The following is a 20,262-nucleotide window of genomic DNA, read 5'->3' on the forward strand; positions in this document are numbered from 1 at the left end:
GTGTCATTCATATTGTTCTCCCACAGACTCATCTATCCAATTAAGGTAATCTGTCAAACCTTCCTCGATCACAAACGACACAACGCATGGAACTTCATAACTGTGGATTTCTTTTACTCTCTTCTCGATTTCCTTTACTTTATCTGATCTTGTTTTTACGATTATTGCGAATTCATTTGTTTCATCTATGCTCCCTTTCCATCTGAAAATGGAAGTGATAGGGAAAATATTCGCGCAGGCAGCAAGGCGCTCCTCGACAAGTTTGCGACCGATCATCCTCGCTTCTGCCATATCCCCGGCGGTTATATATATTATTGAAAACATTAAGTCACCCAAAGCTTAATATGTATAATGAGTTTAATAATTTACTGATAATGCTTACGGAGACAAATTTTTGAATTACACTGATCTTTTATTGCCACTGTTCTTAGTCTACTGGCTCATTGTCATGATCCTTAACAGGCGCGGGACACTGGCAAAATATAATATAACTGCGTATGGCCCATTACTGATGATCCGCACAACGAAAGGACAGGAATTCCTTGACAGGCTTGCAGTTCATAAAACATTCTGGAGAACATTTGCAAATATCGGACTGCCTGCTATGCTTCTCGGTATGCTGATAATGTTTCTATTGATACTGTTCATCGATTATTCACTGATAACATCATTCCAGACGCAGACAGTACCCCAGCCCACCAAATTCAACGAACCCCGCAATATTTTCCTCATCCCCGGAATTAATGAATATATCCCATTTTACTGGGGGGCAATTGCATTGATTGTAACGCTCATGGTACATGAGTTTTCCCATGCAATCCTTTGTAAAGTGGAAGGTATCAGGGTAAAATCCATGGGAATATTGCTGGCTCTTGTCCCTGTGGGTGGTTTTGCGGAACCTGACGAAGAACAGCTGCTGGGGAAAAAGGAAGAAAGGACCGATATAGAAAAAGAATCCCGGACTGAAGAATCCCGGGTGGATGTACCCGGAACAGAAGAACCTGCTGAACCAAAGCGAATAGCCACCCGCAGAGAGCGCGTGCGGGTGCTTACAGCAGGAGTAATGGCTAATTTTGTCACAGCAATTATTGCTTTTTTCCTGTTTTTCACATTACTTGGCTCTATTTCAACAGTAGGAGACGTAATGGTCACATCGGTTATCCCGGGCTCTCCTGCGCAACTTGCTGGTGTTAACCAGAGCACGATATTGACAGGAATAAATGATATTAAAGTCAATAACGCATCCGATTTTCTTTCATATGCCAGCACGATCACACCTGGCAGCAATATAAAATTAAATCTGGTTGAGAACGGTGTACGAAAAGAAATAAATCTGATAGCTTCCGGGAAAAACGTTACACTTGCAGGTGTAAAGGTATTGACCGTAACAGAAGGTTCGGCTGCCCAGACCGCAGGAATAAAAGAAGGCATGATAATAACCAGAATAGATAATACCGAGATCAAAGAACTCAAAGATTTCATCAATTTCATGAATTCCACAAAGCAGGGGCAGAAAATCGATATATATCTATTAAGTAACAGCTCTCTTGATGCTTCGACTGAAGTATTCAAAGGTGTTGAACTCGGGAAAAATCCCTCCCCTGTGAATGTCAATAAAGGTTTCCTTGGTGTATCCTATTCTCCTGAACAGGGAGCAGTAAGTTATTCCATCGGGATAGGAATAGGTGAATTCCAGGCAAAAACATATCTTAATATGTTGAAGAGTATTCCATCGTTAATGACCGGGATATATGGGTGGGTAATTATATTTGGTCTTCCATTATTTGGTTTTGCTGGTGAGGGATTTCCAGGCTTTAGCGGCATGCTAATGAATTTTTATGAGCCCACAGGCTGGGTAGCAGTGTTCGGTGTAGTTGTGTTCTGGATGTTAAATGCCCTGTTGTGGATCGGATGGATGAATTTCTATGCCGGGCTATTTAACTGCCTTCCTGCAGTACCTCTTGATGGCGGGCATGTGTTCCGCGATGTTATGACTTCATTCCTGTCAAAGGTGTTCGGAGATGGCGAGAAGGTGGAACGGCTATCCAATACGATCGTGATGGTATTTGCAGTATTGATCCTTTTGTCTTTTGTGTTCGTGATGATCGCACCATACGCAGCGCATGGGTTTTGATATAATGTCGAAAAGGATAAAAGCAATCAAGTAGTTCCAGAGCTTCAATGATCCCCATTCTTCTGGCATTCTTTGCAGGCCTTTCAGATCTTATTAGCGGTTTGATCCCATTTTATTACAGGCTGGAAGAGTCAAGTACAAGATACATAATCGGGTTTGCAGCAGGAACGATGCTTGGGGCTGTATTTTTCGAGATGCTGCCTGAAATTCCGCCCGCAGATTCTTTATATATCGGGATCGGCTTCTTTTTTTTCTACTTGCTTGAACGTCTTACAATGATCCATTCATGCGGAGAATATGAATGTACCTCTGAAGTTCACAAGATAGGCTGGCTCCCTGTTCTGGGGATGGCTTCGGACAACATAATAGACGGGGTCGGGATCGCAGTTGCTTATCTAATAAATCCTCTCACTGGAATAGTAGTTGCACTATCTGTGATTATTCATGAGGTCCCGCAGGGTATTACTACAACGCTCCTTCTCGAACGCGCAGGGCAGGCAAAACCCAAGATCCTGATCGCACTATTTGTGGAAGCAATTCTTTATCCAATAGGCGCTTCCCTTGCAGTCTTTGTCCCCGAAGGATTAAATACGATTATCCTGGCGATAGTTACAGGAGATTTCCTGTATATTGCTGCAAGTGACCTTCTGCCGGATGCACATAAGAAATTTAATGTAAAAGTTATTTTTGCAGTTATTCTTGGCGCTGTGATCGTCTACACGCTTGAATATTTCTTGAAATTGTAAAATAAAACTTATTTTCCTGTTAATTTCATTATTACCAGGCTTGCTTCATACAGTATTATAAACGGCAGCGCGACCATGACCTGGGTGAACATTGTGGGGTCAGGTGTGATCCAGGCTGCGATTATCAGAAGTATGATGTATGCATGCTTCCTGTAATGAGCAAGAGTCTTCCTGGATGCAACCCCGAGATGAACAAAAAATGTTAATATCACGGGTAATTCAAAAGCAATTCCAAGGATCACTGTGGTCATTACAATAAAAGAAATGAATTCATAAATTGAAAACGTCGCGTTTATCCCCAGGTTCATGGCATCCTGATAAAGGAAACTCAGGAAAAATGGAAGCATATAAAAATACGCATATCCTGCGCCAATCAGGAACAAAGCTATTGAAGCAATTATTGTTAAAACAATAAGTAATTTTTTTTCACGTATAAATGGAAGATCGGTTAGCCTGCCTTTTGCTCCCCTGTAAGCGTAATACAGTATGAGAGGGGAGACTATCAAAACACCGAATATAAGGGACATCTTGAACTCAAGCATAATTACTTCCATCGGTGTCAGGTAAATAATATTCGGTTTATATAAATACAGGTTCTGGGAAATGTTCAAAATATCATTGGAGGCCCTTGTAAGGTTCTGGGCAATTATGGAATTATTCCCTGAAATGGAATTATTATCGGCAAGCCTGTTTGATATCGATGCAAGGTCACTGGAAATCTCAAGCAATTGTTTAGCAGAATCCGGTCTATCAGGAATGTTCAAACGCCAGAACATATCCGTTTCTATTTTTTTAATTACCTCTCCCATATATGAAAAAGATAGAAGCGCTCCTGCTCCAAAAACAGCGATAATATAAATTATTTTTTTTTTAATATGAGAAATTATTGAAAAAACCCCTTCAAAAGCCATTTATGTCCCTATCTGTAATGGTTCAGTTATCTTTTTCAAAGTTGCGATTGCCGATAGCGCTGCCAGAAGACTTGTCCTTGGATTATCAGGCGACGGGACATTTTCTATGCGGGATGTGAACATTCCAAAATCCCCGATAACCGTAATTTCATGAATATTCCTTGTAGCTTCAGGGTCAACAAAAACTTTCACATGTGTTTTTTCAGCTCCGATCCCTGCAAGGCTCAATGAGGCGGCTACATTGACATTTGCCGGGAATGACCTGACTGCTTCCTTTGCATTTCCTTCAAATATCAGGGTCTTTTCGTAAAAAGAACTAAGATCGATATTATTTTCAACGATAAAAGGTGCGCCGCTTAATCCTTTCGGGTTTTTCGTGGTTGAAAGAACAACTTTATCTATTGTTGCTATTGATGCTGATTTTAAACCGTCGATCCCGGCTATGGCTCCTGAAGGTGCATAAATCCTGCAATCATTTTTCCTGGCAGCCAGAATGAATTCTTTCAACAGATCCGGGTCCATGAGAGCGCCTACACTCATAACCATGAGGTCTTTTCCCCGTTCCAGGACCGAAAGCCCAAGTTCTCTCACTGCGGCCTGGGAAGCGCATTCCACGACAATATCTGCTTTTGATATTAATTCCAGAGGCCGGGCGATCACAGGTTTATTTTCAAGTGACTTGAACAAATTCTCACAATGTTCACTGCTCCTGTCATAAATTGCTACAAGCTGTGCATTTATATTCCCGGTGTCTATGGCCTTACATATCCTGGCACCTATTGCACCGCAGCCGATAACTCCTATTTTAAGCATATATATTTCCTGATATGTTTCCTGATAATTTAACAGTAGCCTATAAGTCATCTCTGGATAATTAATTATAGGGATTTGATTATGCTATTAACTGAACTTGAACGTTTTGTTGAAGAAGATATCGGTTATGATGATGTTTCATGCAATATAATTCCGGATTGCAGGGTCAACGCAGAAGTTATTGCTAAGGAATTCGGTATTGTTGCAGGTTTAGCTGAAGCCACGCAGATCTTTGAATATTTTGAAGTTTTTCCGGCTACGGATTTCCAGGATGGGGATATGGTAAAAGAAAACGATATCATTCTCAGCCTCGATGGCGGGTCAAGATCAATACTAAGAGCAGAAAGGCTTGCTTTGAATTTCCTGGGAAGAATGAGTGGTATCGCAACCATTACGCGCGAGTATGTGGAAAGAGCCGGGGGGCCAAGGATCGCAGGTACCAGGAAAACAACACCCGGATTTCGAAAATTTGAGAAAAAAGCAATAGCTGCGGGGGGCGGAGATCCTCACAGGTATAATCTTTCAGATGCTGTCATGATAAAAGATAACCATATTGCTGTGATCGGGCTTGAAAAAGCCATAATAGCAGCTAAAAGAGCAGCAAGTTTCACGCAGAAAATAGAAGTTGAAGTGGAAACAGTAGATGATGCAGTGCTTGCGGCAAAAATGGGTGTGGATATCATAATGTTCGATAACATGACAGTGAAGGAAATTCAAAGGGCAGTAAAAACACTTGAAGAAAAAGGGCTCAGGAATAATATCACACTTGAAGCATCAGGCGGCATATCCATTGAAAACGTGGATAAGTATGCAAGTACAACTGTTGATGTTATATCGATCGGAGCGCTAACACATTCATCGAACTGGCTTGATATCAGTCTTCGAATTAACCCGGATATACAGGAAGGAACTTTATAGGAAAGAATAAAATACTCTTGAGGATATCTAAGGCCATGCACCTGCGGGGTCGTAGGGTAGCCTGGTCCATCCTTCATGCTTGGGGTGCATGAGACCTGAGTTCAAATCTCAGCGACCCCATAAAATCTTTCACTTATTTTAAAGCTAAGCTACTTGGATCATAATTTAAAATAGATGCGTTAAATATAAATATCATGAAAACAGTATAAAATATGGTAGGATGTGGAATTAGATTTGACCAACAAATTATATCTTTACAATAATAGGATTTTGTAAAAAGACTTCTAGTGCAAAAAACATCTTTTTGCCACATTCATAAAAGCTGGGAAATTAGTGAAAATTGGAGTGACAAATATGAAAGAAGACGAAATAATAGAGAGTGGCCTCACGAATTCAGTTGAGGTAAGAAAGAATCATTTTGTAAGAATGGATAGGAGAACATTTTTAAAAATGGCAGGTGTGGCAGCAGCCGCTATAGCTCTGAACCCGAAGCTGGTTGATACAGCTACAGCGTCTACCCTTGTTCCCCAGGTGCCATTTCCGGGCAAGAACATACTTCAATACATAGATGCATTACCAGTATTCGGACCTGCGGGTGGTCTTAATCAAATTCCGAGGGTGAATGGAAATAATCCGATAACTGTTACATTGAAACCCTTCAGCCAGCAGGTTCTTTCTACAGGGACTATACTTGCTCCGGGGGTTATTGTCGGTCCAGCAGTTGGATTGACAAATGTATGGGCTTATGATTTGAATGGGATAGCAAATTATCCGACAGTTACCATAGAGGCTACAAAAGGTACACCCACCCAGGTGACCTATGTAAATAACCTGACACCCGACCTCTACAAGTACCTGACAGTTGACCAGACCCTGCACTGGGCTGACCCGCTTATGAACATGCAAAATATGCCGATGGCGCCATACCAGGGTCCTGTTCCTGTAGTTACGCACCTGCATGGCGGAGAGGTGCCACCACAGGTTGATGGCGGCCCGGATGCATGGTGGACTCCCAATGGATTACAAGGGCATGCATACTTCTCGGAACCTGGAGCAGCACTTAATGCCGCCAAATATATATATCCTAATGTCCAGGAGAGCACAACGCTGTTTTTCCATGACCACGCCCTGGGCGTCACGCGACTGAATGTTTTTGCAGGTCTTGTCGGTTTCTATTTCATAAGGGATGCTCTTGAGACCGCAGTAAGTCCTCCTCTTCCTGCTGGTCCCAATGAGATAGAGATGGCAATACAGGACAGGGTGTTTGACACCGCAGGTCAGTGGTTCTTCCCGGATCTTGGCCTGAATCCTACTGTACATCCTTTCTGGATCCCGGAATTCTTCGGGGATGCAATTGTTGTGAACGGAAAGACATGGCCATTCCTCGCGGTGCAGCCGCGCAGGTATCGTTTCAGGTTCGTGAACGGCTCGAATGCTCGTTTCTATCTCTTTGACCTCGGACCGAAGCTGGTATTCTGGCAGATAGGCACTGATGGTGGTCTTCTCGACGCGCCTGTAGCAGTAAACCAGCTGCTTCTTGCACCGGGTGAGCGCGCCGATGTCATTATAGACTTTACCGCCTTTGCAGGGAAGACTATCATCATGACAAACAGCGCCAAGGCACCATTCCCGGCAGGAAAGAACCCGGATCCAAAGACGACTGGCCAGATCATCCAGTTCAGGGTGAGTCCAACGCTGGTAACAGATGGCAGCTTCAATCCAGCAGCAGCTGGTGCGACCCTTCGTAGTTTACCGAACCAGATCGTGCGGTTAGTGAATCCCCTTACTGGAACCCTGGCTCTAAATGTGACTCCTACCAAAAAGCGCCAGATGACCCTGAATGAGGTCATGGGGCCTCTTGGACCTCTTGAGGTCATACTCAACAATACCAGGTGGACCGGTTTGTGGCCCGGAACAGCGCCAATGTCGCCACCTCGCGTCAGGACACTTCCGGGCGGAATAACGGACTTCTCGCCGTTTACTGTTGGGGGTGTTACAACATATTACTCTGAAATAGTGCAAGAGGGTACAACTGAAGTGTGGGAGATCATCAACCTGACAAGGGATGCACATCCGATACACCTGCATCTGGTGCAGTTCCAGCTCTTGAACAGGCAGCCTTTCAATAAGACACAATATCTGGCAGCATACAATGCACTGTTCCCAGGAGGAACATTCGACGGTGTGCTTTATGCGCCCGGAGCTTATATACCAGCCTATGGCCCGCCATCAAATTACAACGTGGCTAATACAGGAGGTTATGTTGGCGGCAACCCGGATGTTCTGCCAGCTTTGCAGGGTACTGCTGTCCCGCCGAATCCCAACGAAGCCGGATGGAAGGACACTGTAGTTGCATATCCCAGAGAAGTGACACGTATTGCTGTGCGATTCGCGCCACTTGATAAACCGATCACAGATCCGAACCTGTATTATCCATTCAACCCCAACGGCGGCCATGGTTATGTCTGGCACTGCCACATCATCGACCATGAGGACAATGAGATGATGAGGCCGTATAGTGTGACACCAGCAACTGTAGCTGCTCCGACAGTGGTTATTACGGCTCCAGCGACTGGAACTGTGAATACAGCTATCACTCTGACTGTCACTCCAAACTATGCACCAGGATTAACAGGAAATATAGTATGGTCGGGTGCTGATCCGATAACAGGATTACCGATAAGTTTCGTACCGGATATAATAAATCCTGATACCGTTGCATTTACACCCGTTAATGCTGGAACATATACAATAACAGCTACGGTCAAAGATAGCCGAGGAAATACCGGCAGTTCGACCGCTACGATTATTGTTGCGTAAATACTCCCAGGAAATCGGTATTGACAGGCAAATGTGTGATACCTGTCAGGGCTGCTTTTGCAGCCTTTTTTTTAAAAAATTCAAACTGATATTTTTATGTGTAAACCTTAATGGAAAAAATAATAATAGCAATTCTTGCCTCATGGGTAAATCATTTAAGAAGGAAAGAACAATAAAAGGATGAAAATGACTACGGTTGAACTTTATTATTCAGATACCTGCTTAACCTGCCATCAAGTCAGGGCTCTTTTAATGGAGACACTTCCAAAAACCGTGAAATTCAAAGAGATCAACACATCCTATCCTGAAGGAAAGCAAAAGGCATCCGAACTAAATATTATGTCGGTGCCAACAGTGGTTATTGATAAGGATGTTGTTTTTGTTGGAAGAGTTTCAAAAGATGAACTCTTAAAGGAGTTATCTTTGAGGAAGTAATATTTTTTCCTTTACTGATTTTTTTCAATTAATTCAAGAAAAAACAGAAAGATATATTTACCATGAGCATAATCATACTCACAACTAAAAACGGTGAGGTATATAACTTAATAAGGATGGTAAAAAAATGAGGCGAAGCAGAATTGATATTGTTGTTAAAATATTGGATGTAGCGAAAAATGGAGTAAACAAAACAGCTATCGTTTATAGGTCAAACATTAATTTCACGCTGGCAGGGAAATATCTTAACCTGTTGGAAAAACAAGAACTCCTTGAGAACAAATCTGACAAATATACTACAACAGATAAAGGAAAGGTATTTTTACAAAAAGCTAAAGAATTAACTCTGCAGCTGGAAGCTCCAATACAAGAGGCTAAAGAAATGACCCCGTGGTTAGAAGTACCTCAGAAGGTTAAAATGAAATCCCGGGCGAGTGGAGCCATATACCTGTGAAAGCAGCTGTGCTTTCTTATCCGATCTGGAAGCACTTTATGGAAAGTGAACCATATTGAAATTCTTCATAAGTTTGTGGTTATCATCTATACGATTTCAATATTTCAATACCTTTTTCTGGAAGTTCGAGCAGGCTTTTCTTTAGATCGTCTCTATTATTTAATATTTGTTTTCCTGTTGATGCGGTCAAATGCTCTGTGTGTACTTCCTGCGCACTTCTTTTAAAATCGTTATGAAAGTAAGTATTTATGATCAGGTCACTCAAATCGAATTTTTCATCAAATGTGGGTTCCTTTTCAAATAGTGCAGGAACTGTAATCAGGTTTTTTCCTTCACAAGTCTTCGATAAAAAACAAAAAATAGTCCTTCCGATATATTTCTTTGCAGCCGCAGCCACAAGCCTTCCGGTTAAACCTCTTCCCTTGATACTATTTATCAACAACCCGCAATACCCGATCTCCCCACCCTTTATGAAATACCTGGCATTGAGAACCAATTCCACATGCATTATGGGAACTTTGACCTGGGAATGCTCTTTATCAACTGAAAGTTCCTCAAAACCATTTAAGGTATCCATGAATAATCGTCGTATTGGAATTTACTGACTGATTTTTTCAAGTCTCATCCTGAACTCTTTCCTGTGCCTTTTTTCTTCATCGAGTATATGCTTTAACACGCCAATAACTTCCTGATCATCAATACTTTCGATCTGATGTTTGTATATTTCTATGGTTTCAGTCTCAAGCGCGATCTGCTTTTTGAGTTGTCCATAAAGGTCATCCCCGCCAAAATCAAGTTCTTTATGTTCCATACCGGGCTTTCCACCCCGTTTCACTATTAGTTCGGCAAGCCAGTTCATATGCCTCATTTCATCTACAGCTATCGCTTCGGTCACCCTGCTGGGATCGCATCTGGGCATGATAAAAGCATTTCTTACATAGATCAATGAGGCTTCAATTTCCCTTACGAAATCTTCATTCAATAAACGGATTATTTCATCGACTTCCAGATCAAGTCCTCCCGAATTATAGAAGATTGAACAACATAAGAGTATTTATCTTTAATTAAATACCATGTTTTTTATATCCGGCAGGTATATTCCAGCCTATGTTTGAATCCCTTGAAAGCATGCTGCTTAATTATGGTTATCATGGTCTTTTCCTGGCAAGTTTCCTGGCATCGACCATTCTTCCTTTCGGAAGCGAAGGTATCCTGATTTATCTTGTCCAGAAGAAATTCAACATACCTGCACTGGTATTGGTAGCATCGGTTGGTAACTTTCTTGGAGCCTGTACAAGCTATTACATCGGTTTTAAGGGAAGAATACTTGTCGAAAAATACCTGAGGTTTGATCCGAAAGAACTTGAAAAGGGAGAAAAAATTTTCACTAAATATGGCTCATTTGTATTGTTATTTACATGGCTTCCTTTCATAGGAGATGTAATTACAGTGGTTGGCGGATTACTGCGCCTGAATTTCAAGATTTTTTCGGTCCTTGTATTTACGGGCAAATTTCTTCGCTATCTGGCAGTAGCATATATTACAGCGTCTGTTTTTCTGTAATTATGTGCTTATCAGGGTATGATCTCGCACCCATTATTGAATTCCGGATAGTCAAAATCCGATTTTTCAATAACTCCAGCATAAATAAGCTCTTGAATTTGCGGCAAAGCATCCTGTAATTCCTTTACCAGGTATCGGACGGTGCTGCATATCATTTCATATCCGTTTTCTCTTAGCAGCTGCTGCGACCGGTTAACAAAAAGGCATCTACCTCCACAAATCCGAAAAATATCGCATGATGTGCAGGGTTCACCAACTTCTGCTTTACCAGGAAGAGATGACGGGACATCATCGTATATTGATCCTATGACTGAAAAATCAAAATCAATTGAAACCGGACAGGCAGAAATCCTGCCATCTGGCATTATTGTAAAAAAATCGGTTCCGGAACCGCATCGAAGGTGCGAATCCGTACCATTAAGAAGAGAATTCATCACACCTATAAATGGTACGATCCCGGCAACCTGGCCAGTTCTCTCCATCTTAGACACCCACCATTTAATAAGTGAAGAGATCCCGGAATTATAAGAGTTTATCCACTCCTGAAGGCCGGGCACTGTATGTTCCCATGCTTCCCAGAACATTTCAAAATCAAGCTGCCAGTGAACATGGTCAAAACCCGGCTGGGTAAGAAGATGCATGACATTTTCATAAATATCAGTCCCCTGAGCCACGGTCATCCTGGCGACAAGGTCTCCTGCAAATTCCCTTTGCCTGATCAGCTTTATATTATCCATGATCCTGTCATAGACTCCTGTACCACGCGCCCTGTCTGTCACATTTTTTGTCCCATCTATTGATAGCAGGATCGAATGGAACTTTTTTAAATAATGATATTTTAGTTTATTAAGGAGAAGACCATTAGTCTGGATAACAAATCTTGCGGACAATGAATCTATGATCTGTTCCATAGTTCCAATGCGAAGGAGAGGCTCTCCCCCATAGAATTCAAGTATTGGTTTTTCATCAAGAGAAATGAACTGTTTAAGTTCGTCTATTGAGTACTGGATCTCCCCGGGTAATGAATCGCTTCCCCCTCCGCAATATTCGCATTTGAGGTTGCAGTCTTTGGTCAGGATTATATGGTAATGCATGGATATTCTTGATTATCCATTCAAAAGATAGCTCTTATGCCTTTCAAACTTTAAAATTATTAAAAAAGAAAAGAATTCACCAAACAGGGATTTTTTATTTGGTCAATTCCTTCAAGCGCTTTATGCTTGCCATCATTGCCTGTGATTCTTTTTTCTTCTGTGTTTCAAGATGTTCAATGATGGCTTCAATGTCTGTTTTTAGTTGATATATCTTATATGGTCTGCCTTTTCCAGGTTTTTTCTCCTCTCTTTCTGCTATCCAGCCCAACTCTTCAAGCTCGCGCATAGCTATGCTAACCTCGGGTTGTCTAAGATCGGAGCCCATTTCAAGATCCCTGGAAGTTACATCCTTAACGTTTTTCAAATAAGTAAGTACTTTTGCAACATTTCTTTTTAATCCCAGCTCAATAAGTGTATCGGCAAACTCTTCATCCGCTTTGTCAAGAACATTAACTGAAAGACTTTTCATAACATTTCACCTTATCTTTAAATGTGGTCATTAAATATAAATCTTCCGTTTAAATATATTGTATATAAGAAAAGTATTTATAATTAAAAGCTGCAAAAAAAAATTATACCCAATAAGGGTAGACTTAGTCTCATAAGTATAAACTCATCATAATTATAAACATCATATTTAAGTGAGAGCAAAAAAAGTCAATTTAATATTATACTGGAATTTTTTATAAAAAAAGTATTATGTAAGAACAAAGTCCTTATGCGACATCGATATGCCTGTAAAGAGTATCCCTCTGTTGCGGCAATCTGTTCATTTGTTTTATCAATATCTCAAACTCAGAAGGCGCCATATACTCACCACTTGTAGACCCGGCGCTTTTTGATATCTGTTCTTCCATCAATGTCCCGCCAAGGTCGTTCGCTCCGCATGTCAGGGCACTTTGTGCAAGTTCCCTGCCAAGTTTTACCCAGCTTGCCTGGATATTCCTGACAGATGGATAAAGAATTACCCTGGCAAGGGCGTGTAGTTTCAAATCTTCAATTCCCCGGGAAACTCTTTTGCCCATTCCAAGTATATTATTGGAAGGCATAAAAGGAAGCGGCACAAATTCAGTGAAACCGCCTGTTTTTTTCTGGATATCCCTTATCAACATTATATGTTCGATCCGTTCCTGCAATGTCTCAATATGCCCGTACATTATTGTTGCAGTTGTGGGTATCCCTGAATTATGGGCTGTCTTTATGACATCTATCCATTCATGCGCTGTAAGTTTATCAGGGCAGATTTTTTCCCTTACACGGTCAACGAGTATTTCGGCGGCCGTGCCGGGCATCGAACCAAGACCCGATCTTTTTAAATTTGAAATTGTTTCTTTATAACTCATATTGCTATTTTGCGAAGCATGATAAACTTCCATTGGAGAAAAAGCATGGATATGCATATCCGGGAATTCATTCTTAATATTCTCAAGTATGTTGCAGTAATTAAAAACATCCCAATCAGGAAGAAGTCCTCCCTGGATACATACTTCAGTAGCATTGATCTTTGCAGCTTCTTTTGTCTTTTCAAGAATTTCAGAAATCGGCATGACATACCCTTCTTCTTTCTTGAATGCGCAGAATTTGCATGTACCGATGCACATATTTGTAAAATTTATATTCCTGTTGATGACATAGGTAACTTTATCCCCCGCGGTTTTTTTCCGAAGTTTGTCAGCAAGTGAAAATAAAATATCCGGATTATTTAAAAGCGTAAATGCATCATCAATTGTGCAATTTCCTGCCTCGATGCGTTCTGTGCTGTCATCACAAATCTTTCGTAATTCCTGTTTGGTCTGCAATTTTTGAATATTACCACCAGAATTTGCAGTTTTAATGAGATACTTACTTATAAGTTTTCCGAAATCCTTCTGCATCAGAAAGACGGTGCAATAGATCCTTGATATCTTCACTGTACCATCCTTTTTTTACATATCCGGGATATATGGGCAGGCGTTCGCGAAGGGGAACATCCACCATTGCCTGTAATTCAAGATAATTCGGCCATGGCGCCCCGGGATTAATAAAATCGATGGTTTCCGGCGATATGCCCCCAAGATCGCCTGCGCCGCATTTCACCAGATCCCGGGGAGGAATAAGATTGGGCGGCACCTGTATGGTTATTTCCGATGGGAGCAGCTTACGTGCCATCTTTACCGTCCGTATCATCTCATCTAATCCCGGAGCAGCACATGCTGCCATTCTGGTTCCCTGTTTGGGGATAAAATTCTGGATTATGATTTCCTGGATATGCCCGAATTCTTCATGTAAGTCTTTTATTTTACTGATCGAGCGCATCCGTTCTTCCCATGTTTCACCTATCCCCACCAGTATCCCTGTCGTGAACGGGATTTTGAGTTCTCCTGCATATTCAATAGTCTTAATGCGAGGCCTGGGATTCTTTCCGGCGCAGCCCTCATGTCCTTTGATATCTGCAAGGGTCTCAAGCATCAGTCCCATGCTTGCATTATATGGTTTTAATTTTTCAAATTCCGACATTCCAAGTATGCCTGGATTGCTGTGAGGTAAAAGGCCAAGATTGATCGAAAGTTTGCACAGGTCAAGAAGATAATCGATTATATCCTCATAACCAAATTCCAAAAGCCATTCCCTGAACCCCGGAACTTCCCCGGGACGCTCCCCAAATGTGAAAAGCGCCTCAGAGCATCCCGCGCGCGCGCCTTTTAAAAGTATATCCTTAACTTCGTCGGGTGAGAGAAGTTTTGCTTCGGGATGATACATCTCGCGCCTGAACCCGCAATATCCGCATTTGTTCCTGCAGATATTAGTAAGAGGAATGAATACATTTCGCGAGAAAGTGACAAAAGGCAAAGACATAGACCTTAATTAGGTCATATTATACATAATCATATATGCTGACCTCTTTTAAAAAATATACATTGAACCCATTGAGTGAGTTCAATGCCTTTCGCGCCTAAGCCGTGCTTGTAGAACCAGATACAGGTCTCATCCACATATCTGATATGCTGGAAAACATATCCGTATATGCTCTGGCTGCTTTCTTTACAGGTTCCACCACAGGTTTTATCGGACTCATTACAGGTACATACGTAAAGAAATCATCAAAAGCCCTTTCATACATACTTACCCAGGAGTTATAGGTATTCAGGTTAACCTCCATAATCTTCGTAAAACTATCAGTTATCTCCTTTGAAGCGGATCTGACAGACTCGATATTGAATAGCCTGTCATAGGTATTCCTGTACGTATCGATCCACAGGTCATAAAATTCCTTGTATGCTTCCGGTCTGGCTTCTCCCCTGGATAGCTCTGCCATTTTTTCGGAAAACGATGGCATTGAATCAACCCATGGGCGGAATAAATGCTGGTAGGAATCATTCCAGAGTTTTGCTATCTGTGCAAAGTTCCTGAAATAGATATTTGGCATGCCTCCATAGTTCTCAAAGATAACTGCTGTACTTCCCTTAGTCGGCATTTCGATAAAATCCTGGAATATTTTTTCGTACGTTCTTGTCCACGTATTATAGAGTTCTCTATATTTCCCTGGATCAGGTGTGCCCTGGAGCAATTCCTGCGTCATCCTGGAATTCTCATCTAACAGGTCAATCCATGATTGGAAGAGATTTTTTGATTCCTCTGCGCTTTCCTTCAGTTTCTCAAGTGTTTCTTTATCAAACTGCTGCGTCATGCCCGGATAAAGTTTACCAAAGGTGTTCTGGTACGTCCTGATCCATTCATCATAGAATGACTTATAATTCTCAGGTGTAGCATTTATTGAGAGTTCAGCCGCCTTACTGTACAGCTCTACTGTGGATTCAATCCATGGCTTTTGCAGGTTAGTTGAGAAGTCCTCTACTATTCTTGAAACTGCGGCATAGCTACCTGACATTACCTGAGAGATATCTCTCTTTTCTTCACCTTCTTTTTTCACCTCTTTTGCCCGCCTCTCTTGCTCCGTTATGGAAATGATCTCTTCAATATTCTTTCCTTCTTTTAATAGCTCTTGTATCGGTTTATTATATAGGCTTTCAGTCTGTCTTTCCTGTTCATACCTTTCCTGCTCTTCTCTATAACGTCTCTCCTGGTCTTCCGGACTTGGTCTTTCTATTATTGTTCTTCTCTCTTCCCACCAAGAAGATGTAGATGTTGGGATATCCCTGCGAGCCTCTGTCTTGAAAACTTCTTTTCCTTCTTCGCTTTCTACCCCTATTGGTTCCTCAGATTCGCTCTCTACCCCTATTGGTTCCTCAGATTCGTATTTCTCTTCTTCGAATCTTTCCGGCTCTTGAGGTCCTTCTGTTATGTATCCTTCCCCCTTCTCTTGTTCTAATCTTTCCTGTTCTTCTCTGTAATGCTTTTCCTGATCTTCCAGTCTTGGTCTTTCAATTCTTCTTCGGGCCATACTATTCACACTCCCTTTAGTTACGTTATTGAGTTTAGTATTATATAGCAATATTAGATAAGGATTACGGTTATGTTATGCCAGGAAGCGCTGTTACGGAAGCGTTAGTTTAAAGTAACCCAAGAGATATTTAACGTCACTTCCCTTGTGCGGGGATAACCAAGCGGCCAAAGGTGCAGGACTTAAGATCCTGTCTCGCAGGAGTTCGTGGGTTCAAATCCCATTCCCCGCATAATGATTTTCTTAATGATTTTAATAGAATTGAAAAATTGAATCTTTGATATCATCAGGAACTTCTATGCTGTGTTCCTCAATCAATTTGCTCACAATCAAAACAGAGGTCTTCAAATAATATATCCTCGAAGACTTTTCCCGCTCTTGCTATCTGCAAATTGCTTTTTGCCCTTTTCAACCATACTTTAGCCTTGGCTACGTTTTTCATAAACCACCTTCCCATATTTTGAAATTTCTTTATATATCATGAAAGGATTATCTTTCAGTTCTTCGAAACGCTCCGGGGTTTCAACAATAATATCGATAGGTACTCCAACACCATAGAGAAACCTATAAATCTGCTGGGCAAGTTTTCTTCTATGCGAGACATCTTTTTTAATTACGCATATATCATAATCACTTTCTTTCTTATTATCGCCTCGCGCGCGTGAACCGAAAAGAATGATTTTATCAGGATTTATCGACCGGATTATAATTTCTATTGCTATATCAAGCGGGTTTGTCATTTTCATTTTCCTCAAATTGCTTCTTTAGATAATTAGGTATATTTTATGACCTGAATTCGTATGGCATTATAATGGTGATTTATATACATTATCTTTTTTATCCCTGATACCTTAATAAAAGATGGGTGAGCCCATCCACCCGCCGCCCCTGCATCCCTAACGGCGCGATGGATTGGGGTATTGGGCGAAGAATATACATCTCATACACATAACTATTTTAAATTTTAATATAATTTTATTAGAAGGATAATTAAATGGACAGGTTGATTGTGTGGGAGTGTTATGGAAAAAAGTTATTCAACCTGCCCTCAATATATTGTATGATTATAATTATACTTATATCTTGCGATTTAGTTCTTGTTAATGAGAAATGATACCTCTGTCAAGCATAGAACCTCCTGAGAAATTCTACAATTTTTTCAAAAATACTTTTTTCTGGTTCTTTTGTAATATTCTCCTGGTTATTTACTGCTACCCAACCACCACTGGATATTTGAATATTAAGATCCGGTGTTTCAGCAGATTTTGGCGTGGCAACCTCTATTGGTTGTGTTTCAGCAGGTATATAGTATACTCTCTCAATAGTATAGTCGGACCTGGTATTTTTTGGTGCTGCTGGAATACCAGCAACCGGAGAATTAGTGATTATTGGTACTACCCCAAAATAATCTGATAATGTACGTACATCAACATTTCTACTCTTTAGATAATTGCTGACCTTCTGAAAATCTGATGTCGTGAATTCTGTTTCTGCATTTGTAGCATTTGCAGACAGAGTATCTACTATCTTGTGGAATGCTAATATCAATAATCCATTGGATGCAATTGTATTATCGATCTGATTTATAATTGTAGTATCATTGTCCTGTCCACCTATAACCTCATAACTCTTAAGGCTAAATATATCCGGACTGCTCAAATTATAATGCATATTGTTTGTTGAAGCTTCAATTGTTCTTGCTGCAACATACCCGTTGGCTTTTAATGCTGCTATTACGTTAGAGTTATAGTCCCCATACGGGTACGCCAACAACATCGCACCTCCTGGATATCCATTTGCATTCAACCAGTCCTTACTTGCAGCCAATTCATAATTTAATGTTGTATTATTCGCTGTTGTGAGAGCTATATGCGAGTATGTATGGCTTGATATATCCCAGCCTGCCGCATATAATGTGTTTAATTGGGACCGCTGAGTAAAGTCTGACCATCCTCCTAATATTGGATCAATAATGACAAAGTCTACACCCTTTTGATTGTTAGCTTGCATTATTGGATATGCCTTATTATAAACAGACAACCATCCATCATCAAATGTAATTATCACTGTTGGTCTTTCTGCTGCTCCCACCATAGTTAAAAACATTAAACAAATCGTAATTCCGATTAATATTTTTGTTTTACTCATAAATCCGCCTATATTATTTTTATTTTAATATTTTAATGTTCGCCGTCAATTCCAGAATCCCAGGCAATCCGGGATTGAGTAATTATTTCTGTCCATGGGCCATCTGGCACATTCCTGGATTCGATAAATTGCCAATTTATCTTGTCTATATCTTCCAATCCTAAATAATCTCGGACCGCAGGTGAAACGTCTAATCCGGCGTTATCATTAATATCATTTTTTGGTTTACTATTGCCAAAAACATAGTCAATATCATCTATTTCAAATGGACCTACATCCTCCCATTGTGCATAAACAGTTTTATCGCCTTTAGTTATCTTTATCCATTTATTTTTGCAAATTGGTTCGCAAAACGACTCTTTCGATTTGTTGCTGCCATTTATATCAAAATCATTATAAGGTAGCGCAAAATAAAACGGGTTTTCCTTCGGAATAAAATTTCCTGGATAGAAACCTTTTCTATCATAAGGATCGTCTATTCCACCAAAATGATCCTTCCAGTTACTATCCCATGCACTCTGACTGTTCTGGATATAATTATTTTCATCAGTTGCATTTTCTCCGATCCAAAAAATTGTTACAGTAATATCCCTGTGCAAGGGATACTGATTGCTGCTCTTGTCCACACATCCGCTTAGAACCACTAAAAGAAAAATGAATAGACAGACAGGTCGCATTTTTACTCCTCTTTTCGAGCAATATCGCTAGTGATGTTTAATAAATGCTTGTGTTGTAAAGATATCGTTTCGGGTTATCCGGACGCATGTTCAATCATTTCAGCAACTTCATAAAAACCCATCCTCCCACTCCCGGCGTCAATTATCGTATCTAACCCACCGATGCGCTCATTGACCTGCACCTTTGCATCCCTGGCTGCACACTGAATTGGGAGATTGGGTGGTACTGCGCACTCCGAACCCTTAACAATTTTATTTCATTTTCTTTCTATAATAGTTATTATGCTCATTTTATATGATGGAAATGTATTTATTACATGATAATTATAATCATTATATACGGGCATTTTTGCCATTCCTATCAATACATCTCGCCTGCTCTATCCAATCAATAAATCCTCTGGAATTAATAATAGCTGAACATCAGTCCGAAAGAAAAGAAGATAATTATGACCCAAACAAAGAAAAGCATAATACGAGAGAAATCTGAGCGGACGGCTAATGAACCGGAACACAAAGATGACATATCGAATATTGTAACAACAATAATAAAAGAACCAGTAATAGGTTTCATAGTTTCGGCAGCTGAAAGAGATGACGGCTCTAAATTTCTGTGGGTCACCCCGATATCATTGAACTGGGAAGGTTTGCTCAATGATGAAGACCTGGATGCTCTTGTTTCTAAGGCATCGGTGCTTGGTGTTTTACCTGCACCAGTCGAATCATATAAAGTATTTGGGTCAGATGCCCAGAATGATGAACTAAAAGCGCTTGGGTTTGAATTCAAAGGATGTTATCATCCTGAGTGGATAAAGGAATTCAAAAATAAGTTAAACCCGGATTGAAAATAAGAGTTTATGACCGTTTCCCATTGTCTCAGATTACTACCATAGGTACGAAAAAAGCGAATGTAGAGTTAGAACAAAGTTCTCCACAGCAGAACTGTTTGGTATATTCATCAAAATCAAACCCAAAGAAACCAGCACAATAATCCTTAATAACGCAATTACTTTGAAATTATGCTGGAAGGAGGGCTTTCTTGTTTTATGCTTGAAGATCATCACAATTTATCGATGCCATAAATCAGGAAGGGCAAGATCTGGAGTGCTTAATTAGGGAGTGTAATCTTTTTTGCTGAAACTATCCTTATGAATATCCCTTCATATTT

General features: G+C 40.7%; 22 protein-coding genes and 2 tRNA genes. 10 read left to right on the forward strand and 14 right to left on the reverse strand.

Translation table 11 applies throughout. The features are described from left to right. Nucleotides 1–3 precede the first annotated feature (3 nt). Nucleotides 4–324, reverse strand: coding sequence for a divalent-cation tolerance protein CutA (gene cutA, locus CL181_RS09105; protein WP_097298998.1), 321 nt, complete (start codon nucleotides 322–324; stop codon nucleotides 4–6). A gap of 70 nt (nucleotides 325–394) precedes the next feature. Between cutA and CL181_RS09110 the strand changes: the two genes are divergently transcribed. Together CL181_RS09110 and CL181_RS09115 are read left to right on the forward strand one after the other, a co-directional pair. Next, nucleotides 395–2,134, forward strand: a complete 1,740-nt coding sequence (locus CL181_RS09110) for a site-2 protease family protein (protein WP_097298999.1) — start codon at nucleotides 395–397, stop codon at nucleotides 2,132–2,134. A gap of 47 nt (nucleotides 2,135–2,181) precedes the next feature. Continuing rightward, nucleotides 2,182–2,880 (forward strand): ZIP family metal transporter, encoded by a 699-nt coding sequence (locus tag CL181_RS09115; protein WP_097299000.1) that lies wholly within the window; start codon nucleotides 2,182–2,184, stop codon nucleotides 2,878–2,880. Nucleotides 2,881–2,888: 8 nt separating this feature from the next. Here the strand turns inward: CL181_RS09115 and CL181_RS09120 are convergent, their stop codons facing one another. Next, the gene (locus CL181_RS09120) at nucleotides 2,889–3,791 is read right to left on the reverse strand and encodes a twin-arginine translocase subunit TatC (protein ID WP_097299001.1); all 903 of its coding nucleotides are present in this window, start codon (nucleotides 3,789–3,791) and stop codon (nucleotides 2,889–2,891) included. Continuing rightward, nucleotides 3,792–4,655 (reverse strand): aspartate dehydrogenase, encoded by an 864-nt coding sequence (locus CL181_RS09125; RefSeq protein WP_141398856.1) that lies wholly within the window; start codon nucleotides 4,653–4,655, stop codon nucleotides 3,792–3,794. Between the two features lie 30 nt (nucleotides 4,656–4,685). Here CL181_RS09125 and nadC point away from each other — a divergent pair, with 30 nt between their 5' ends. The 5 genes from nadC (at nucleotide 4,686) to CL181_RS09155 (ending at nucleotide 9,231) form a co-directional block, all read left to right on the forward strand. Next, nucleotides 4,686–5,522 carry a carboxylating nicotinate-nucleotide diphosphorylase gene (nadC, locus tag CL181_RS09130; protein WP_097299003.1) on the forward strand — a complete coding sequence of 279 codons (837 nt, stop codon included), beginning with the start codon at nucleotides 4,686–4,688 and terminating at the stop codon, nucleotides 5,520–5,522. A gap of 45 nt (nucleotides 5,523–5,567) precedes the next feature. After that, nucleotides 5,568–5,642 (forward strand) — tRNA-Pro (locus CL181_RS09135). A gap of 234 nt (nucleotides 5,643–5,876) precedes the next feature. After that, a complete protein-coding gene (locus CL181_RS21375) occupies nucleotides 5,877–8,342 on the forward strand; it encodes a multicopper oxidase domain-containing protein (protein WP_217993134.1) in 2,466 nt (821 codons plus the stop codon). Between the two features lie 186 nt (nucleotides 8,343–8,528). Further along, nucleotides 8,529–8,777 (forward strand): thioredoxin family protein, encoded by a 249-nt coding sequence (locus tag CL181_RS09150; protein ID WP_176505134.1) that lies wholly within the window; start codon nucleotides 8,529–8,531, stop codon nucleotides 8,775–8,777. A gap of 127 nt (nucleotides 8,778–8,904) precedes the next feature. Next, nucleotides 8,905–9,231 carry a winged helix-turn-helix domain-containing protein gene (locus CL181_RS09155; RefSeq protein WP_097299006.1) on the forward strand — a complete coding sequence of 109 codons (327 nt, stop codon included), beginning with the start codon at nucleotides 8,905–8,907 and terminating at the stop codon, nucleotides 9,229–9,231. Between the two features lie 82 nt (nucleotides 9,232–9,313). Here CL181_RS09155 and CL181_RS09160 read toward each other — a convergent pair whose 3' ends face one another. Together CL181_RS09160 and CL181_RS09165 are read right to left on the reverse strand one after the other, a co-directional pair. Further along, nucleotides 9,314–9,808, reverse strand: coding sequence for a hypothetical protein (locus tag CL181_RS09160; RefSeq protein WP_097299007.1), 495 nt, complete (start codon nucleotides 9,806–9,808; stop codon nucleotides 9,314–9,316). 21 nt (nucleotides 9,809–9,829) lie between these two features. Further along, nucleotides 9,830–10,213: a ferritin-like domain-containing protein gene (locus CL181_RS09165; protein ID WP_217993135.1), complete on the reverse strand. Its 384-nt coding sequence runs from the start codon at nucleotides 10,211–10,213 to the stop codon at nucleotides 9,830–9,832. 125 nt (nucleotides 10,214–10,338) lie between these two features. On the opposite strand from CL181_RS09165, the gene CL181_RS09170 reads away from it, so the two are divergent. Continuing rightward, nucleotides 10,339–10,794 (forward strand): YqaA family protein, encoded by a 456-nt coding sequence (locus CL181_RS09170; RefSeq protein WP_097299009.1) that lies wholly within the window; start codon nucleotides 10,339–10,341, stop codon nucleotides 10,792–10,794. 11 nt (nucleotides 10,795–10,805) lie between these two features. Here CL181_RS09170 and CL181_RS09175 read toward each other — a convergent pair whose 3' ends face one another. The 5 genes from CL181_RS09175 to CL181_RS09195 all read right to left on the reverse strand — a co-directional run bounded on the left by CL181_RS09175 (nucleotide 10,806) and on the right by CL181_RS09195 (nucleotide 16,269). After that, on the reverse strand, nucleotides 10,806–11,888 hold the full coding sequence (locus tag CL181_RS09175; RefSeq protein ID WP_097299010.1) for a TIGR04084 family radical SAM/SPASM domain-containing protein: 1,083 nt from the start codon (nucleotides 11,886–11,888) through the stop codon (nucleotides 10,806–10,808). A gap of 94 nt (nucleotides 11,889–11,982) precedes the next feature. After that, nucleotides 11,983–12,357, reverse strand: coding sequence for a MarR family transcriptional regulator (locus CL181_RS09180; protein WP_097299011.1), 375 nt, complete (start codon nucleotides 12,355–12,357; stop codon nucleotides 11,983–11,985). Between the two features lie 247 nt (nucleotides 12,358–12,604). Continuing rightward, nucleotides 12,605–13,687, reverse strand: coding sequence for a 5-amino-6-(D-ribitylamino)uracil--L-tyrosine 4-hydroxyphenyl transferase CofH (gene cofH / locus CL181_RS09185; RefSeq protein WP_255251513.1), 1,083 nt, complete (start codon nucleotides 13,685–13,687; stop codon nucleotides 12,605–12,607). Nucleotides 13,688–13,730: 43 nt separating this feature from the next. After that, the gene (cofG, locus tag CL181_RS09190) at nucleotides 13,731–14,723 is read right to left on the reverse strand and encodes a 7,8-didemethyl-8-hydroxy-5-deazariboflavin synthase subunit CofG (protein ID WP_097299013.1); all 993 of its coding nucleotides are present in this window, start codon (nucleotides 14,721–14,723) and stop codon (nucleotides 13,731–13,733) included. A 97-nt stretch (nucleotides 14,724–14,820) separates the two neighbouring features. Next, nucleotides 14,821–16,269: a poly(R)-hydroxyalkanoic acid synthase subunit PhaE gene (locus tag CL181_RS09195; RefSeq protein WP_097299014.1), complete on the reverse strand. Its 1,449-nt coding sequence runs from the start codon at nucleotides 16,267–16,269 to the stop codon at nucleotides 14,821–14,823. 149 nt (nucleotides 16,270–16,418) lie between these two features. Here CL181_RS09195 and CL181_RS09200 point away from each other — a divergent pair. Beyond that, nucleotides 16,419–16,501 (forward strand) — tRNA-Leu (locus tag CL181_RS09200). 78 nt (nucleotides 16,502–16,579) lie between these two features. Here the strand turns inward: CL181_RS09200 and CL181_RS21150 are convergent. The 4 genes from CL181_RS21150 to CL181_RS09215 form a co-directional block, all read right to left on the reverse strand. Continuing rightward, complete coding sequence (locus CL181_RS21150) at nucleotides 16,580–16,711, reverse strand: hypothetical protein (RefSeq protein ID WP_255251514.1); 132 nt, start codon at nucleotides 16,709–16,711, stop codon at nucleotides 16,580–16,582. Beyond that, complete coding sequence (locus CL181_RS09205; protein WP_097299019.1) at nucleotides 16,689–17,009, reverse strand: nucleotidyltransferase domain-containing protein; 321 nt, start codon at nucleotides 17,007–17,009, stop codon at nucleotides 16,689–16,691. Before CL181_RS09205 ends, CL181_RS21150 begins: the two co-directional genes overlap by 23 nt. A gap of 382 nt (nucleotides 17,010–17,391) precedes the next feature. Then, nucleotides 17,392–18,417, reverse strand: coding sequence for a polysaccharide deacetylase family protein (locus tag CL181_RS09210; protein ID WP_097299015.1), 1,026 nt, complete (start codon nucleotides 18,415–18,417; stop codon nucleotides 17,392–17,394). Between the two features lie 32 nt (nucleotides 18,418–18,449). Beyond that, complete coding sequence (locus CL181_RS09215; RefSeq protein WP_176505135.1) at nucleotides 18,450–19,094, reverse strand: hypothetical protein; 645 nt, start codon at nucleotides 19,092–19,094, stop codon at nucleotides 18,450–18,452. A 449-nt stretch (nucleotides 19,095–19,543) separates the two neighbouring features. Here CL181_RS09215 and CL181_RS09220 point away from each other — a divergent pair, with 449 nt between their 5' ends. Next, complete coding sequence (locus CL181_RS09220) at nucleotides 19,544–19,939, forward strand: hypothetical protein (RefSeq protein ID WP_097299016.1); 396 nt, start codon at nucleotides 19,544–19,546, stop codon at nucleotides 19,937–19,939. Nucleotides 19,940–20,262: the final 323 nt, after the last annotated feature.

Origin of the sequence: Candidatus Methanoperedens sp. BLZ2, from assembly GCF_002487355.1 — an archaeon.
Classification (GTDB): domain Archaea; phylum Halobacteriota; class Methanosarcinia; order Methanosarcinales; family Methanoperedenaceae; genus Methanoperedens.

Bases quoted from the DNA above. Each gene is read 5' to 3' on its own strand.
- CL181_RS09170 (WP_097299009.1), top strand. From the start codon at position 10,339: ATGTTTGAATCCCTTGAAAGCATGCTGCTTAATTATGGTTATCATGGT.
- CL181_RS09175 (WP_097299010.1), bottom strand. From the start codon at position 11,888: ATGCATTACCATATAATCCTGACCAAAGACTGCAACCTCAAATGCGAA.
- cutA (WP_097298998.1), bottom strand. From the start codon at position 324: ATGTTTTCAATAATATATATAACCGCCGGGGATATGGCAGAAGCGAGG.
- cofG (WP_097299013.1), bottom strand. From the start codon at position 14,723: ATGTCTTTGCCTTTTGTCACTTTCTCGCGAAATGTATTCATTCCTCTT.
- CL181_RS21375 (WP_217993134.1), top strand. From the start codon at position 5,877: ATGAAAGAAGACGAAATAATAGAGAGTGGCCTCACGAATTCAGTTGAG.
- CL181_RS09120 (WP_097299001.1), bottom strand. From the start codon at position 3,791: ATGGCTTTTGAAGGGGTTTTTTCAATAATTTCTCATATTAAAAAAAAA.
- CL181_RS09205 (WP_097299019.1), bottom strand. From the start codon at position 17,009: ATGACAAACCCGCTTGATATAGCAATAGAAATTATAATCCGGTCGATA.
- CL181_RS09160 (WP_097299007.1), bottom strand. From the start codon at position 9,808: ATGGATACCTTAAATGGTTTTGAGGAACTTTCAGTTGATAAAGAGCAT.
- CL181_RS09180 (WP_097299011.1), bottom strand. From the start codon at position 12,357: ATGAAAAGTCTTTCAGTTAATGTTCTTGACAAAGCGGATGAAGAGTTT.
- CL181_RS09115 (WP_097299000.1), top strand. From the start codon at position 2,182: ATGATCCCCATTCTTCTGGCATTCTTTGCAGGCCTTTCAGATCTTATT.
- CL181_RS09150 (WP_176505134.1), top strand. From the start codon at position 8,529: ATGACTACGGTTGAACTTTATTATTCAGATACCTGCTTAACCTGCCAT.
- CL181_RS09220 (WP_097299016.1), top strand. From the start codon at position 19,544: ATGACCCAAACAAAGAAAAGCATAATACGAGAGAAATCTGAGCGGACG.
- CL181_RS09215 (WP_176505135.1), bottom strand. From the start codon at position 19,094: ATGCGACCTGTCTGTCTATTCATTTTTCTTTTAGTGGTTCTAAGCGGA.
- CL181_RS09125 (WP_141398856.1), bottom strand. From the start codon at position 4,655: ATGACTTATAGGCTACTGTTAAATTATCAGGAAACATATCAGGAAATA.
- CL181_RS09210 (WP_097299015.1), bottom strand. From the start codon at position 18,417: ATGAGTAAAACAAAAATATTAATCGGAATTACGATTTGTTTAATGTTT.
- nadC (WP_097299003.1), top strand. From the start codon at position 4,686: ATGCTATTAACTGAACTTGAACGTTTTGTTGAAGAAGATATCGGTTAT.
- CL181_RS21150 (WP_255251514.1), bottom strand. From the start codon at position 16,711: ATGAAAAACGTAGCCAAGGCTAAAGTATGGTTGAAAAGGGCAAAAAGC.
- CL181_RS09155 (WP_097299006.1), top strand. From the start codon at position 8,905: ATGAGGCGAAGCAGAATTGATATTGTTGTTAAAATATTGGATGTAGCG.
- CL181_RS09195 (WP_097299014.1), bottom strand. From the start codon at position 16,269: ATGGCCCGAAGAAGAATTGAAAGACCAAGACTGGAAGATCAGGAAAAG.